This is a genomic window from Microvirga sp. BF8 (assembly GCF_059888585.1).
In genome coordinates this window covers 858,553-874,064 of record NZ_CM187619.1, presented here as the reverse complement: position 1 = coordinate 874,064, position 15,512 = coordinate 858,553, and the positions used below count along the sequence as shown (strand labels likewise).

The following is a 15,512-nucleotide window of genomic DNA, read 5'->3' as shown; positions in this document are numbered from 1 at the left end:
TCCCTATCGGAGTGCAATCATGAGGGTTGATATGGCACTGATGGCCGAGATGCTCGTCAGCAGAACCAGAACGGCAACGGCGCGACGCATGGGCCTGTCTGCCGCGCTCGTCAAGTCCTTGATGCGGTCGTCGAAGCCGGCGATCATCTTGTCGAAACGCATATGGAAGATTTCTACATCGGAGATGCGCCGGGCCAGTTCGCCATGGTTGGAACGAACAACTTCGAGCGCAGCGCCGATGCCATCTTCCTTGGAGGACATCTGCTCAACCTGGCCTGCCGTGTCGCGTATCGCCTCCACAGCTTCACGCAAAATGATCTGCGATCGATGCTGCGCAGATATCAGGACCTCCAACTGCTGCAGCACTCTGTTGAGCGGAGCGCTGATCACCGCCTCCGCAGTCCGCTCATCCTGGCTGGGCGCTGGCAGAACGATTTCTTCGCCGGTCTTGCGCAAGACGGCAACGACCTCGAGTTCACCGAGGTCGTGACTCACTGCCTCCGGGAGCTCGACCTCGAATGCATAAGCACCGTCGCCAATGCCGTTGCGGCGCAGGTCGATGCGAGGACGATCGGCAGTTGCTGACGCGACCATGCGCCCTCGGAAGAGCACCCGCACGAGGAGCCTCTCCTCGGGACGCGCCCGATCCCAAACCCAGCCGTAGAGCCGGCGGCTTTCAACAGCATCCAGCCGTCCCTGGATCTGGCTCGCCGGGACCTGGACGACGTTTGTGGATGATTTCTTGACTTCCGCAATGCTCATCGGGTCATTGCTCCCTGCTTCAGGCGGCCTGCGCAGATGCGCCGATGCCGCGATAGAGGTCGAGATGATGATCCGCCGTCTGAGCCATAGTCGGCGGCGGCCGGATGCCTTCGACCAGATTGTCCCAGAGGCGTGGCTCGTCCATGGCCCTCCTCATGGCACGGGCCAGTGCGACCGGATCGTCGGGGCGCACGTGAAGGCCGTTGACGCCGTCCTGCACGGCCTCGGCCATACCGCCGATGCCGCTCACGATAACAGGACGTCGATGGTGAAAAGCCTCCTGAATGACAAGGGGTGCATTCTCCCACCAGATCGAAGGCATGACGACCCAGTCCACCGCCGCCATCAATGCGGGGATTTCGTCCCGGCGGTAAGGACCGAGGCGCGCAACATGACGCTCGACTCGCCCGACAAGGGCGTCGACCTCCTCGATGAAGCCTTCGGCCTGAAATGGCGCGCCGCCGTGGATGCGCAACTCGAACCCTTCCAAACCTTCGGATTCAAGACGCTGAACCGCTTTTAATAGGACGGGAGCACCCTTCCAAGGATTGAGATTGCCAAAATAGCCGAAGACGGGCCGCCGCCCGTCGGCGGAGGGTCTGTGCGTGGCAATTGGAGCATCCGGCCGGCCGTTCGGCACGACATCGATCCGGTCATTGGGGAGTCCCCATGCAACGAAACGATCCTTGATGAAATGGCTGGGCGCAACGAAACTGTCGACTTGGCTCAGCAATGTCTTGACATAGCGCTCCCGCAGAAGGAAGCGATCGGCTCCAATATCAGGAAAGCATGCACCACAACGGTTCGGAGAGGCACGGTCGCAGCGCTCCCGCCCCTTCGGCCGCATCATGAGGCCATCATGGGCGCAGATGGCGTAATAATCGTGCAGTGTCATCACGATCCGCGCCTGTGGCAGAACGCGGCGGATGATGGCAATGAACTCGACACCGAGAAGCAGCACGTGGTGAATGTGAACCACGTCGGGCCGGAACTCCTGCAGGAGTCCAACAAGGTTCGGCACGACGCCATAGGTATCGATCTGGCTGAGATAAAAGTGGTCGAAATGCCCGCTCCAGAGCACGACTTCGTCCGGCGCGTCCGAGACTGACTGGAAGCTCGTACCAGGACGCGGCTCCCGGTGAACGCGGTTCGTCGCCGCCAGGAACAGGGCCTCGATCCCGGGTCTTGAGCGGAGCTCGCGGAAAAGATCGTGAGCGAAAATCTCGGTTCCGCCGGGATGCAGATCCGGATGGTTATGGGCGACGACGAGAACGCGCATGGTCAGGCGGCCCTCTCCGGCTTCGTGGCAATGACGATGTCCTGGTAATGCGTGCTGTCGATGCCCCGCCAGTGACCCAGGCTTACGCGCTGGATCTGCAAGCTTGCTTCGCAAAGGGCCCGTTCGACCAGATGTCGATCGAATCCGATCGCTCCAAGGGGGGCGGCGGGATCGCCGTACCAGCTCCCGCTCTCGCGGCCTGCGCTGAATTTCGGGCGGGCTCCTGCACGCTCCAGGTCGCCGTCGAGGACAAGGAATGTCGTCATGAACAGGCGGCCGCCTGGCGTAAGAAGACGCGTGATCTCGCGGGCATAGGCGGCGATTTCCGCAATCGGAAGATGCGTCGCGACGGAAACCATGGCGGCGAAATCGAAGCTGGAGTCAGAGAAGGGTAGAACGACCTCATGCCCTGCCAGAGCTCCGCCGGGGTTGTAGAGTTCATGAGCCAAGTCGATCTGGCAAAACCGGAAGTGCGGATAGATTGGCGTGATGTTCTGCACGCACCACTCGATTCCGTCCTTCACAGGGTCCACGCCCTCGTAACAGCCTGTTTCATGGTCGAGATATTGGGTCAGTGGAACCGCCATGCGCCCGATCCCGCAACCGATATCCAAGACGCGGTCGGACGGCCTGAGGCCACCGATGCGCACGAAATGCCCGAGATACTCCGCACCGATCGCGCGGTAATCGCCATCGCCGACGAAGATACTCTCGGGAGCCGGAGCCGGGAGGAAGCGGTTGCGCTCGATCGTCTCCATGATCACCGAAAGGCGACCTTCTTCGTGTGGGGAAAGTAGGGGCTGATAGGCGGAAACCCTGCTGCCGACCTGCGCATTCATGCCGCTTTGCTCCTTGTTTTTCCGAATCGGTTATGGATGTTCATGATGTCGGCAATCATGTCTCCCCATCGGGAGTCATGCAGGGCGCAGTTGTATTGCCAGGCAACGCCTTTCATGTACTCGACGTTGAGAGCCATGGACTTGCGTTCGAGATGATAGAGCTCGACGTCCGGAACATAGAGAATCTTACGTTCGGCTGCCGTGATCTTGAGGCAAAGATCGCTGTCCTCGTAGTCGCCGACGACATAGTCGTCCGAGAAGCCGCCGACCTTTTCGAAGAGCGTACGCGACGTGACAAGACACGCACCCGTGACCGCTGGGACGAGGCGTTGTTCCATTGCAGGCGCGTAATGTCGCGGCATCCCCTTGAAATAGTGGTGATTGAGCCACCGCCCGTGATGATCGCGTTCGAAGTACATTCCGGCGTGCTGGAGGGACCCGTCCTCGAACAAGAGTTTAGGACCCACTGCGCCGATCCGCTTGCGGGCATCAAGCCTTGCGGCCAGGGCCGCGAGCCAGCCAGGTGCTTCCGGAATGATGTCTGAATTGACGAGCGCCAGAATATCGCCGCGGGCGAGCGCGGCGCCCACATTGCAGGCTCGCGCATATCCGCTGTTGCGATCCATAGTCGCGAGCACAACTGGAAGCCCATAGACAAGGTGCAGCCCATTGAGCAGATGCTTGACGTCCAGTGCCTGCTCAGGCGAGTCCAGGACATAGATCAGCTCGGCATGTTGCCTGAACCAGGGATCCGTCGCGAAGGCCGCAATCTGGAAGCGAAGGAAATCGAGCGCCTTGTAGAGAGGGATGACGACAGATGCCCGAGGACGCGCGAGAGGTTGGCCGATTTGGTGGATATGGGGCTTGCTCGGTGCGATCCGAGCCCGGTCATGCAGCTCGGCTATGACAGGACTTAACGTGTCCGCCAACAGGCGGTCGTCGACATGCTGTGGTGAAACGGCTCTCAGAGCGGCTGCTCGTGCCTCTGCTGGATCGATCGGCTGAAGGGCGGGCACGAGCGGATGGTATGCTCCCGACTTCAATAGAAGGCGAAATCGCGGCTGGAGAACAGGCGTCGAACCTCCGGCGGAGGGAGCGAGGGCCGCGAACCCCACGGCGCTCACCCGCCCGTCGACACCGGCCGCCTCGGCCGTGATCGGGTAACGATGAAGAGTCCCCGTCAAGTCGTGTATGGCCCCGTCGCGACCGACAGCCGCTATGCCGGCGACGAGATTTAATGGGTCGCGAAACCATCCGGTAACGAGGGTTCCTGCAGCAGTCGAAAGGGCATTCGTTACCTCGGCCGACAAGCCCGAGGTTCCTGTGCCAACTCTCTGACGTTCGAGGGGCGCGGCGAGCTGCGCCTCCACCGCCGCCGCGTCGCCTGTATCCGCGAGTTGCGACAATTCGATCAGCAGATGTTCCCGAAGACCCGCGGCTCGCTTTGCATGTTCCCGCAGCCAGCCGGTCAGCGGCGGCGCCTTCTTCTCCGGTGGCACCAACGCGCGTACCTGGATTCCATCCGAGCCTGCAAAAATGAGCCACCCTTCCTGCCCATTCGACGCCCCCGCGGTGAGAAGGTGCAGCACGTCCCGCCCCTTCCCGAGGGAGGTTCGATGGGGCCGCCCCTTGAGACGCTCCGCAGCATGGCGCGTGATGCGATAGATCGCGTCGACTTTTCCGAAAGCGCTCGGAAAAGGCGTCTGCAGAAGCACGAGATCGTCGACGGCCCTTGCGATGACTGCAACAGGCTGGGGAGAGGGATTGATATGCCGCAACAGCGCCGACAGGCTACGGATGAAAGCGCCATTCCTCTGCAAACGAAAGAGGCCACCCCACAGATTCAGCAGAGTCGAGACAAGGGTCGCGCTTGCATGATCCTCGAGATCATGAAGGAGCGCGCCGGCGTCCACTGCGGATACGATAGAGCTTGCCGGAAGGGAAAGCTCCGCTCGGGAACCGAGCGTCCCGGTCGACAGAACGATTTCGAGGGAGATGTGGTCGGGACGGCGCAGTGCCCAAAGAAGGCGAGTGCCGCCATCTTTGCGAGCCAGGCGCAGCGCAGCGGTCGGTGCAACGACGACACCATCCGAGAGGGAGAGAGACGCTGGGGCCCGCACTGCCTCGGGAACATCCCATACGACCAACACCACGCCACCACCGAGAAGCGCGGCCGCGGGCCGATTTGCGATGCCGGGCGTCGAAGCCGTTTCCGATAGATCAAGCAGCGCCATGCCGTTCGAGAACCTTGCAAGAGGGGCGCTGCAGCACGAGGCTGCAGCGCTTTTTTACGTTAGTTGACGGAGAAGTAGTCGTTCGGGTTGCTCTGCACGTCGTCGGCGCTGACGTTGACGAGAGTAACCGAGTCGCCGTTGCCCAGATCGACGAGAGTATTGTCGCCGACTTGGTGGACGCGGCTTGCGATATCTTCCGCGGAGGAGATATCCGTGCCGTTGATGCCCTTGGTGACCTGCAGCAGGTCCTCCCCGACCTTGAAGTCCAGGACGACGTCGTTGCCACCGCCACCAGAGAACACGAAGACGTCCTGGCCGGAATTCCCCTGGAGAACGTCGTCTCCGGCGCCACCCTGGAGAATGTCATCGCCCGACCCGCCTCGCAGGACGTCATCCCCGGCGCCGCCCTGAAGAAGGTCGTCGCCGGAATTGCCTTCGAGAATGTCACTGCCATCGCCGCCCTGGAGGACGTCGTTGCCATTGCCGCCGCGGAGATAATCGTCACCCGAGCCGCCCTGAAGCGCGTCGTCGCCATTGCCTCCGAAGAGGATGTCATCGCCGGCAGCGCCCTGAAGGACGTCGTTGCTGTTTCCACCGAAGAGCACGTCGCTTCCGGCGCCGCCGAACAGCGCGTCCTCTCCGTTACCTCCGAAAAGAAGGTCGTCACCTTCCCCGCCGAAGAGAGCGTCATTGCCCCCGCCGCCGAAGAGGAAGTCGTCTCCGCCGTTCCCGAAGATCACATCGGGTGAGTGGGTGCCGTGTAGCGTGTCGTGATAGGCGCCACCTTCAAGAGTTGCCATACCTGTCTCCTTGCTGTCTGAGCCGGAGGGCATCTGCCCGCCGGATGGGATAGGTGGAATTGAAGCGAGCGAACCTTCACCCGAAGGCGACCGACGATGACATCGTCAGAATTCGTATTACCTGTTCGCCGCACCGCAACATTGATGAATACATAGCGCTTGTAAAGACCAAATCACAATAAAAGCTATTCAAACTCTAATATTGACGATATTATGACAGCATCCAATTTAGTCTATTTACCTATCTAAACATCATTCAATTTAGTTCGAAATTCGAAATATCTTCTAATACATTGATACAGAGGGTGTTCTATTTCGATAAATGGTTCATCCGGGCGATAGAGGACCGTGGGATGTCAGTCGTCGGCTAGCAGAACGAGGCTCGCGCCTATCCGCTCCGACGTGCGCCTTGGCGCACGCACTTCGACACCGATGCGTTTGAGTTTGGGAGGCCGGAGCTAGTCCTCGCCCTTCTCTGCTCTCACGTCACTCCTCTCGGAAGGCCCGATTGAAGCTTTCCGTTATGGGAGCGAGAAGATAGTCGATGGCCCGACGCGGCTTGTTGATGATAAGTATTTCAGCAGGCATTCCAGGATACAGCTTAACATCCGTGTTCTTTGCCAGACTTTCGGGCAGGATCGAGGCCCGCACGACATAGAAGGCTGATTGATTTCGCTCGTCGATCTGCTGGTCGGCAGAGAGGTAAGTCAGCGTTCCGGCGAGTGGCGCCGTGCTCCGATTATTATACGCTGTCAGACGCACCTGGACTGGGGCGCCGAGGTGCACGGAATCGATATCGCGCAGCCCGACCTTCGCCTCGATGATCAAGGGTTCCTGCTCGGGGACGATATCGAGGATCGGCTGGCCCGGCGCAATGACGCCTCCTGGCGTGCGGGTGCGGATATCTGTAACGATTCCGCTTTGGGGAGAAACCACCTCGACCCTGCGCAGAACATCACTGGCTGCATTCATACGCTCGATGGTATCTGCGAGGTCGAGCTGCGCCGTCTGAAGATCTGCGGCGACCTGCTGCTGAAAGTCATTCTCGATCGAGAGAATCTCGAGTTCGGCCGCCGATTTGGCCTGTTCGGCCTTTGCCTTGCGAGCCACGAGTTCCGCGGCGCGCCCGACGAGTTCGCTCTCCCGGGTCTGCAGTTCCGTTAGTCGCGGGCGGGGAGCGTAGCCCTTCTCGACCAGCGTGGCGATGGCGTTCAGGTCGCGGCTCAGCAGTTCCGATTGACGCGTGTTGGCTTCGGTCTGGGCGCTGATCGCCGCAAGTTCCGCATTCTGCTGCTCCACCGTCTTGCGCTGGATATCGACTCGGCGGTTGAACATCTCGCGCCGTGAAAGAAAGACATTTCGTTCCGCCTTGACCACGTCGGCCGCGATCGGGCTCGACGACGCCGTAACCTCATCAGGAAAAGACAGCTCCTTCTGATGGGTCTGTTCTGCGCGCAGACGGACGAGCCGCGCCTCGAGGCCGATCCGCTTTGCGCGAAGCTGCTCGAGCTCCGCCTTGGCGCGCGTGTCGTCGAGCCGCAGAAGTGGTTGTCCTGCCTTGACGACGTCCCCTTCCTGGGCGAGCAGCGTCTTGAGAATTCCGCCCTCGAGGTGGCTGACCGTCTTGCGCTTGGAATCGACCACCACCGTTGCGTTGGCAACAGCGGCGCTATCGAGCTGTGCCGCGAAAGCCCAGCCCACGAAGCCTCCGAGGCCGATCACGATCGCGACTATTCCTGCCATGAGCGGTGTCCGCAGGGAGGGACTGCCATGCTCTTCGCTTTCGAAGCGTTCGACCCAGTTCCGTTTCAAGTCCACATGTTTCAGATCCACCTGCTTCGCAATCGGCGAGCGGCGGTTTTGGACGAGGATTTCGGTGCTAGCCACGAGGTCCCTCTCCCTGAACGGCTCGGATAGCCTGCGCTTGAACAGGCTTTGCGATTTTCCCGTCGCGATCATTGATACCGACCACTGAGGCTCGGGGTCCGAACTGAGCAACTCGCCCATCCTGTAGAACCAGAAGTTTGTCGGCGACCTGCATGATCGATGGGCGATGCGCGATGAGGATTATGATGGCGCCACCTGCTCGCGCCGCCTCGATGGCTCGCATGAGGGCCCGCTCGCCCTCGGTGTCGAGATTTGCATTCGGCTCGTCCAGAACGATCAGGCGCGGCCGGCCATAGAGGGCCCTCGCAAGTCCGATCCGCTGCTTCTGCCCACCGGACAGAAGAAAACCGCTGTCCCCGAGGCGTGTGTCGTACCCGAGAGGAAAGCGACCGATCATGGCGTGCACGTCGGCCAGGCGCGCCGCTTCCAGGACAAGGTGCGGATCCGCCTCCTGCATGCGGGCGATGTTCTCGCGAATTGACCCCTCAAGGAGCGAAACGGATTGGGGCAGATAGCCGACCATGTCGCCGAACGACTCGCGCTCCCACAGAAAGACGTTGTGCCCATCGAGGTAAATGCCACCGGTCGTCGGCTTGAGCACTCCGACGAGAAGACGCGCGAGGGTGGACTTTCCAGCAGCCGACGGACCGACGATACCCAGCACTTCGCCGGGAGACAACGAGAAGGAGACGCCTTTCAGGACTGGGACATCGGATCCAGGAGGCGCATAGACAAGCCGGTCGACGGTCAGCTCGCCGTCCGTGCGCGGCGTCGGCTGAGTGTCGCGACGCGGCGTCTCGTTTTCCAGGAGGTCGCACACACGCGTCCATGCGGCCGATGCAAGGACCCATTGCCGCCATCCGTCTACCATCGAGTCGAACGGCAACAACAGCCGCCCCATGATGATGCTGGAAGCCACCATTGAGCCCGGACTGACTTCCTGCCGGATGACAAGCATGGCTCCGACCGAGAGCACGGCAATCTGCATCATATAGCGACAGGTTCGTGTCAGGGATGACATCGCCCGCCCGCGCCGCGTTGCAATGTCGAGGAGATCCTGCGCGCGAACCTGATGGCCACGCCAGCGGCGGGCCAGTGCGGGGAGCATCCCCATCGCCTCGATCGCCTCCGCATGGCGAAGGCTGGAACTCATGTCGCCGATGCCGCGGATAGCGGATTCATTTGCACGCTTGAGAGCGCGACGGGTCAGCAGGTCCGAAACCAGGCTGAGCACCACGATCAGAGTCGCGGAAATGAGCGCCACCAACCCGTACAGCGGATGCAGAGCGAACAGGACCGCGAGAAAGATCGGGCACCAGATCGCTTCCAGGGGAACGCTGATGGCGTTGCCGGTCAGGAAGGACCTCAGATCATTGAGGTCGCGAATCGCCTGGCTTGCACGTGCACTGCCCTGTTGAACGGAAGCGGACACGGCAGCCTGCAGGACGGGCAGATTGAGCCGGCGGAGGAGAAGACTGCCCATCACCTGGAAAGTGAGGGCGCGCACGTAGTCGAGGACGCCGAACAGAATGAGGCCGACCGCGGCGATGACAATGAGCATCGTGAGCGTATCGAGGCTCTGACTGTTCACGACGCGATCATGCACCTGCAACATGAACAGTGGCACGGTGAGCTGTAGGCAATTGATGAACGCACTCAGGAGACCCGCATAGGCGAGCCCCACGATGAATGCCTTACGGCCGCGGTGAATGAGATCCGCGGCCTCTCCGGAGACAGTCGCCTTGTTCATGCGAGCCATTTCTGAAACGAATATATCGACGAAAATGTGACAGAGGAGAGAGTAATCGCCGAGCCCCATAAAGGGATTATTTCCGATTGCTTTACACGACGACAATTCTCTATACCATCATATGGCGATCTTGCAGAATGTCACCCTAGAATAAGCATTCTCTTTATAACGAAACAAACAACACAACTTAAAAGTTTAGGGAAAACGTCTTAGAAATAGTTCGAATTTCGAACTAATCACTAGCGTGACAGGAGAACGCATGGAACATAAGTTCAGCAAAGAAGTAGGGCTGTTTCGGGAAGTGCCGACAAGCGGCCTGTCGGATCTCTCCCCGATCCCGCAATCTGCGAAAGTCCCAGCTCCAGTTGTAGAGACCATCCATCCGGCCGAGAACCTCTCCGGAGTATCGCATCTCGATCTCGTCCGCGTTGTCGAGCGCGTTCATCGCCGCTATCTGGATTTGTTCCGGCTGGATCTGGGACGTCTCGGCGTCGACGATCTCAGCCCGTCCCAGGTGATGATGCTGTTCATGATCGGCGCCGACGAACTGACTGTCCGCGACCTTATCGACCGTGGATATTACCTGGGTTCGAATGCGTCCTATAACCTCAAGCGATTGGTCGAAGGCGGATATGTGGACCGCAGTGCGTCCGAACGGGACCGGCGTTCCGCGCGCATCCGCCTCTCGGAGAAGGGACGTGAGCTTTGCGAATCCGTCCGGAAGATGGATGAAACCTATCACCGTCTCGTCGTGCGCAATGAGGACGAGAAGCAGGATCTGGAAACGGCGTTCAGAACCTTACAGCGTCTGGAGCATGTCTGGACCGGCGCTCTCCGCTATGGCGGAACGCGAACCACCTGACGGATGCCTGTCGCTTTCCTCCACAATAGAGCATAGACTCTCTCCATCCGATCCGGCTTGGCGCTTCGATGTTGCCAAGCGTATCCTTTGTCACGGGATATAATATGGCCAGATTTCTCGTCACCGGCGGAGCCGGCTATGTCGGCAGCCACACCGTTCTGGCGCTTATCGAGCGCGGAGACGACGTCGTCGTTCTCGACAATCTCTCTCAAGGCCACCGCGCAGCTGTGCCTTCGGGCGTCGATCTGATTGTCGAGGACATAGCCGACACGCGCCGCCTCCGGGAGATCTTTGCGTCCTGGCGCTTTGACGGCGTCGTCCATTTCGCGGCGCGTTCCCTGGTAGGCGAAAGCATGCGAGAGCCCCTCCTCTACCTTTCCGAGAACGTGAGCAATACTCTTCGGGTCGCGGAAGCCGCCATCAAGTCCGGCTGCATGCGCTTCGTCCTGTCCTCGACTGCGGCGCTGTTCGGCATGCCGGATCGCATCCCGATCGATGAGAAATCGAAGCTCTTTCCGCTGTCGCCCTATGGCGAATCGAAGCTCATGGCGGAACGGGGGCTCGACTGGGCGCAGAGGGTCCATGGCCTGCATTGGTCGGCGCTGCGGTACTTCAATGCGGCCGGCGCCGACCCGAAGGGACGGCTCGGCGAGGACCACAATCCGGAGACACATCTCATTCCCCTGGCGATCAACGCCGCGCTGGGGATCGGACCGGAACTGACCATCTTCGGCGATTCCTACGACACGATCGATGGAACCGCCGTCCGCGACTATGTGCACGTCACCGATCTGGCGGATGCGCATTGCCGGATTCTCGATCGCCTCGCAGCCGGCCGCAGCGGCTGCTATAATGTCGGCAATGGCACGGGCTATTCCGTTCGCCAGGTGATCGACGCGGTCGAACGCGTATCGGGGCGCAAGGTCCCCCATCGGATTGGCCCTCCGCGCCCTGGCGATCCACCAGTCCTCGTTGCCTCGAACGAACGACTGCGGCGAGACACGGGCTGGTCGCCGCAATACGCATCCCTCGACGATATCGTGAGCACAGCTTGGGCATGGCGTTCCGCCCACCCGAAAGGATTCGAGGAGCCGCAAGCCGGAAGCACGTCAGCACTCGAGCAAGCAAGCTGATCTTATCGAGCTATGCATCGCCTGATACGGGAAGTCCGCATCGGTGGTCTCTGTGCGCGTCCGTTTCACCTGATCCCATTCAGCTCGGCAACGATGTCTGACAGCATCGGGACGTAGTCATCTCCATGCCCCGTGGCGACGGCGGTCGCGAAGCTGTTGCGCACGGAGGCACCGATCGGATTCGCAAGGCCCACCGATTGGGCAAAGGAGGCAAGATACGTCACGTCCTTCAAGCCGTTCCTGAGGGTGAACTTGTGCGCTTCGCGGTCCCTCTCAAGCACCCACTTGAAGAAAGTCTGGTAGAACCCGCAATCCATCCGCCCGCCCCGGATAACGCTGTCGAAAAGTTGCGGCGTGATGCCGGCCTTAGCGCCCAGTGCCAACGCCTCCGCATAGATGGATGCGTAACCCATCGAGAGGAAGTTGTTGAGAAGCTTCATGGTATGGCCGGTCCCCGTCGGTCCGGTATGAACGATGCGACCAGCGAAAGCCTCAAGGATAGGACGCGCGCGCGCCACCACCTGGGGATCGCCGCCGACCATGACGTCAAGCGTGCCGGCCTGCGCATCCGCCGGCGTGCGTCCGAGGGGAGCGTCGATCAGCGTAATATGAGTGCGTGCGAGCTCTTCGGCGAGTTTGATCGTCACGGATGGATCGGATGTGGAGCAATCGATGATCAGAAGCGCCTTACGCGCTGCGGCCAACCCATCCGGCCCCAGAATCGCGGCCTGCACTTCCGGCGATCCAGTCACGCAGAGAACGACAACGTCCGACATTTCTGCAAGCTGTTTCGGCGAGTGGGCTTCTGCCGCGCCGCGCGCCCTCAGATCCTCCACCGGCTCGCGCTTCCGGTGGCCGAGAACGGCCAGCGGCCAGCCTTTCTCAACAAGGTTCTTCGCCATGCCGTGGCCCATATGTCCGACACCGATGAATCCGATACGTTCCTTCGTCACGGGTCTCTCCTCTGCTCGGTTCGCAACAACAGTGGCTGCGCGGCCGGGTCCAGGTACGTCTGGCGGCAAAAAACTCAAAGAACCGGCGCGACAACCTTTGCCCGACAGTCGACACCGCGTTCCACATGAACGCAAGCCCGGGAGACGAGCGACAGGGAGAACGCATCGTCGGCATCTTGGGCGCAGCCGGAACCTCGTGCTCGAGGAGACCTCGCGGTCGTGGTCCGAGGGGGCAACTGCCCGCCGGACTCGACCAGCTGCAGATGCCGAACTCTGAATGGGTTCCCATGCTTCACGGACGCCGCTCGCAAAGCCAAGGCGGCTCGCCCAACGTCGGCCTGGACCACAACCCACATCAAATCCCGCGCCCCGCGCTCAAAACCCTTTTTCTCTGCATTCCAGATCGTCAAGATAGGGCTTGAAGAGGCGCAACTGCCGCCGAGCGGCCACCAACCGGAGCCTTGCTATGCCGATGTCCCATTTCGGCCTCCCGCCCGCCGGCTCGCCCTGGCGCGCCCGAACGGGCCACCGGCATTGGCTTGCGAATCAGGCGGCGGATCTCTTCGCCTTCTACCAGCCTCGTCTGATCAATCCGAAGGGCGGATTTTTCGATCTGAATGAAGCCGGCGAACCGATGGACAACGGCAATCCCGTTCGACAGATCCATGAGACGACGCGAATGGTCCATTGCTTCGCCATAGGCCATCTCTTGGGCCGGCCCGGCTGCGCAGACATCGTCGATCACGGAATGGACTATCTGTGGGAGCACCACCGCGATCCACGACACGGCGGGTATGTCTGGTCGCTGGACGACGAGCAATATAAGGACGACACGAAACAGGCCTACGGGCATGCTTTCGTTCTGCTCGCTGCATCGAGCGCGAAGGTCGTCGGACATCCTCTGGCGGATTCCCTTCTGGAGGACGTGACACGGCTTCTGGAGCGGCGGTTCTGGGAGGAGCGATACGGTGCCGTAGCGGAGGAGTTCGCGCGCGACTGGTCTCCTCTCACACATTACCGCGGCCAGAACTCGAACATGCATCTGACCGAAGCCCTGATGGCGGCTTTCGAGGTTACCGGCGATAGGGGCTATCTCGATAAGGCCGAACGCATCGCCGGGCTGATCATCGGCCGCCATGCCACAGATCTCGGCTATCGCGTCGCCGAACACTTTCATGAGGATTGGAGCCTCAATCGCGATTATCGCGGATCCGACGTCTTTCGCCCTTCGGGCGCCACGCCGGGTCATTGGCTCGAATGGGTGCGCCTCCTGCTTCAGCTCTGGGTGCTTGGCGGAAAGCGACATGAGTGGATGCCGAACGCTGCCCGTTCCTTGTTCCGGTCCGCGGTCGAGCTCGGATGGGACGAGACGAACGGAGGCTTCTTCTATACCCTGGACTGGGACAACCGCCCTGCCCTGCGGCAGAAACTCTGGTGGCCCTGTGCGGAGGCGATCGGCGCGGCAGCATTTCTGTGCGATCACCTTCCGAGCGACTTCCATGAGGCCTGGTACCGGCATCTCTGGGATTTCGTCGCGCGGTATGTCATCGACGACCGGAACAAGGGATGGCATCCGGAATTGTCTGAAACATTGCGGCCGGCAGCAACGCTCTTTACCGGCAAGCCGGATCTCTATCACGCCCTTCAGGCCTGCCTGATTCCGCTCTATCCATCGACCGGGAGCCTGACCCGCGTAATCTCCGAAGCCAACGGCGAGCCTGGTAAGTCATCTCTTTAGAATGCCCGCAGGGAGCAGGCGCGTGCGCCACGCCCGGAAGCCTAATGTGCCCTCCTCTTCAAGAGCGGACCAAGAGCGCGACTCGCATGACGCAAGCGACACTGCTTCAGCAGGAGATCCTGGAACATATCGACAGCGGCCAGGGCCTGTGCCCTTGCGGACGTAACACCGGCCAGATCCCGGACTGCGAAACGATCGGCAGCCTGGACCAGACGCCGGCAACGTGCCTCGACTTCCATCCTGGCGTCATCGAGACGCAGATCTGGCACAAGGCCGACGGCCGCATCCCGACAGGCCAAAAGCACCGCGCCAACCAGGTCCTCGTCCGAATAGAGGCCCGTGTAGTGAGTAATTCTGTAACGGGCGCCATCGAGAAAATGCTTGATGTCGCGGCGCCACGCGCTGTCATCCATCATCCGCGAAATCCCCTGACCGTGGAAGCCTCTCGTGAAACCTCAGAAACAGAAAACCTCGTGAGCCGTAAGGATCTCATTAACGCCTGCCTTACGGCGCTACGAATCCAAGGATTGCTCGAGCAATAAAAAATGCCCGCCTCGGAAGGCGGGCACCGAATGCTCAACGGGCAACGTGGGCCGGGAAAGTCAATTGCCCGAGATCAGGCGACCTTCTTGCTGCGGCGGCCCTTACCGGCCGAAGCAGGCTTCTCGGCCTCCGCTTTGCGGCGTTGCTGCCCAAGACCCATGGTCTTGGCCAGTTCCGAACGCGCCTTGGCATAGTTCGGCGCAACCATCGGGTAGTCGCGTGGCAGATCCCACTTGGCCCGATACTGCTCGGGGGTCATGTTATAGGTCGTGCGAAGGTGACGCTTCAGGGATTTGAACTTCTTGCCGTCTTCGAGGCAAATGATGAAATCCGGCGTAATGGACTTCTTCACCGGAACCGCTGGTGCCAGCGCAGCCTGGGGTTCTTCGACAATGCCCTGTGCCGTCTTCGTCAGCGCGGCATGAATTGAATTAAGAAGCAGTGGCAGATCTGCAGCGGGAACGGAGTTGTTGCTCACGTAAGCCGAAACGATATCGGCAGCGAGTTCGACAAAATTCGGAGAGGAAGCGTTCTCGCTCATAGTCTTGTTATCCTTAGCCACGCAGGAACCGTCGTGATCGATATTTTGGGATTTATGTTCCGTAACGCCTATCAGGACTAATGGCACTTATGTCATCAGGTCCTGAAGCGCATGGCCGAAATATGTCCGAAATTCATTCTTGGCAAGACGCCAATTCAAGATGTTCTCTGCGTGTTCTAGATTTTATTGTC

13 protein-coding genes are annotated in these 15,512 nt (G+C 60.5%); 4 read left to right on the top strand and 9 right to left on the bottom strand.

Annotated features, from left to right (window positions below; genetic code table 11):
- Positions 1–3 precede the first annotated feature (3 nt).
- The 7 genes from AC522E_RS04150 to AC522E_RS04120 form a co-directional block, all read right to left on the bottom strand.
- On the bottom strand, positions 4–762 hold the full coding sequence (locus AC522E_RS04150; protein WP_500749128.1) for a hypothetical protein: 759 nt from the start codon (positions 760–762) through the stop codon (positions 4–6).
- A gap of 19 nt (positions 763–781) precedes the next feature.
- The gene (locus tag AC522E_RS04145) at positions 782–2,047 is read right to left on the bottom strand and encodes a glycosyltransferase family 4 protein (RefSeq protein ID WP_500750583.1); all 1,266 of its coding nucleotides are present in this window, start codon (positions 2,045–2,047) and stop codon (positions 782–784) included.
- Complete coding sequence (locus AC522E_RS04140) at positions 2,044–2,880, bottom strand: class I SAM-dependent methyltransferase (RefSeq protein WP_500749127.1); 837 nt, start codon at positions 2,878–2,880, stop codon at positions 2,044–2,046. Before AC522E_RS04140 ends, AC522E_RS04145 begins: the two co-directional genes overlap by 4 nt.
- Positions 2,877–5,114: a glycosyltransferase gene (locus tag AC522E_RS04135; protein ID WP_500749126.1), complete on the bottom strand. Its 2,238-nt coding sequence runs from the start codon at positions 5,112–5,114 to the stop codon at positions 2,877–2,879. The genes AC522E_RS04140 and AC522E_RS04135 overlap by 4 nt, the downstream gene beginning before the upstream one ends.
- A 59-nt stretch (positions 5,115–5,173) precedes the next feature.
- Positions 5,174–5,914: a calcium-binding protein gene (locus AC522E_RS04130; RefSeq protein WP_500749125.1), complete on the bottom strand. Its 741-nt coding sequence runs from the start codon at positions 5,912–5,914 to the stop codon at positions 5,174–5,176.
- Between the two features lie 486 nt (positions 5,915–6,400).
- Complete coding sequence (locus tag AC522E_RS04125) at positions 6,401–7,801, bottom strand: HlyD family type I secretion periplasmic adaptor subunit (protein WP_500749124.1); 1,401 nt, start codon at positions 7,799–7,801, stop codon at positions 6,401–6,403.
- Positions 7,794–9,551 carry a type I secretion system permease/ATPase gene (locus tag AC522E_RS04120; protein ID WP_500749123.1) on the bottom strand — a complete coding sequence of 586 codons (1,758 nt, stop codon included), beginning with the start codon at positions 9,549–9,551 and terminating at the stop codon, positions 7,794–7,796. The genes AC522E_RS04125 and AC522E_RS04120 overlap by 8 nt, the downstream gene beginning before the upstream one ends.
- A 259-nt stretch (positions 9,552–9,810) precedes the next feature.
- Between AC522E_RS04120 and AC522E_RS04115 the strand changes: the two genes are divergently transcribed.
- Positions 9,811–10,413 carry a MarR family transcriptional regulator gene (locus AC522E_RS04115; protein WP_500749122.1) on the top strand — a complete coding sequence of 201 codons (603 nt, stop codon included), beginning with the start codon at positions 9,811–9,813 and terminating at the stop codon, positions 10,411–10,413.
- Between the two features lie 104 nt (positions 10,414–10,517).
- Positions 10,518–11,546 (top strand): UDP-glucose 4-epimerase GalE, encoded by a 1,029-nt coding sequence (gene galE / locus AC522E_RS04110; protein WP_500749121.1) that lies wholly within the window; start codon positions 10,518–10,520, stop codon positions 11,544–11,546.
- A 65-nt stretch (positions 11,547–11,611) separates the two neighbouring features.
- Here the strand turns inward: galE and AC522E_RS04105 are convergent, their stop codons facing one another.
- Positions 11,612–12,853, bottom strand: a complete 1,242-nt coding sequence (locus AC522E_RS04105) for an NAD(P)-dependent oxidoreductase (protein WP_500749120.1) — start codon at positions 12,851–12,853, stop codon at positions 11,612–11,614.
- Between the two features lie 112 nt (positions 12,854–12,965).
- On the opposite strand from AC522E_RS04105, the gene AC522E_RS04100 reads away from it, so the two are divergent.
- Positions 12,966–14,237 (top strand): AGE family epimerase/isomerase, encoded by a 1,272-nt coding sequence (locus AC522E_RS04100; protein ID WP_500749119.1) that lies wholly within the window; start codon positions 12,966–12,968, stop codon positions 14,235–14,237.
- 86 nt (positions 14,238–14,323) lie between these two features.
- Entirely contained in the window at positions 14,324–14,779 is a 456-nt protein-coding gene (locus AC522E_RS04095) for a hypothetical protein (RefSeq protein ID WP_500749118.1), read from the top strand.
- Positions 14,780–14,853: 74 nt separating this feature from the next.
- Here AC522E_RS04095 and AC522E_RS04090 read toward each other — a convergent pair whose 3' ends face one another.
- Positions 14,854–15,321: a Ros/MucR family transcriptional regulator gene (locus AC522E_RS04090; protein ID WP_500750581.1), complete on the bottom strand. Its 468-nt coding sequence runs from the start codon at positions 15,319–15,321 to the stop codon at positions 14,854–14,856.
- Positions 15,322–15,512: the final 191 nt, after the last annotated feature.

Bases quoted from the DNA above. Each gene is read 5' to 3' on its own strand.
- AC522E_RS04120 (WP_500749123.1), bottom strand. From the start codon at position 9,551: ATGAACAAGGCGACTGTCTCCGGAGAGGCCGCGGATCTCATTCACCGC.
- AC522E_RS04130 (WP_500749125.1), bottom strand. From the start codon at position 5,914: ATGGCAACTCTTGAAGGTGGCGCCTATCACGACACGCTACACGGCACC.
- AC522E_RS04100 (WP_500749119.1), top strand. From the start codon at position 12,966: ATGCCGATGTCCCATTTCGGCCTCCCGCCCGCCGGCTCGCCCTGGCGC.
- AC522E_RS04150 (WP_500749128.1), bottom strand. From the start codon at position 762: ATGAGCATTGCGGAAGTCAAGAAATCATCCACAAACGTCGTCCAGGTC.
- AC522E_RS04095 (WP_500749118.1), top strand. From the start codon at position 14,324: ATGACGCAAGCGACACTGCTTCAGCAGGAGATCCTGGAACATATCGAC.
- AC522E_RS04140 (WP_500749127.1), bottom strand. From the start codon at position 2,880: ATGAATGCGCAGGTCGGCAGCAGGGTTTCCGCCTATCAGCCCCTACTT.
- AC522E_RS04090 (WP_500750581.1), bottom strand. From the start codon at position 15,321: ATGAGCGAGAACGCTTCCTCTCCGAATTTTGTCGAACTCGCTGCCGAT.
- AC522E_RS04135 (WP_500749126.1), bottom strand. From the start codon at position 5,114: ATGGCGCTGCTTGATCTATCGGAAACGGCTTCGACGCCCGGCATCGCA.
- galE (WP_500749121.1), top strand. From the start codon at position 10,518: ATGGCCAGATTTCTCGTCACCGGCGGAGCCGGCTATGTCGGCAGCCAC.
- AC522E_RS04115 (WP_500749122.1), top strand. From the start codon at position 9,811: ATGGAACATAAGTTCAGCAAAGAAGTAGGGCTGTTTCGGGAAGTGCCG.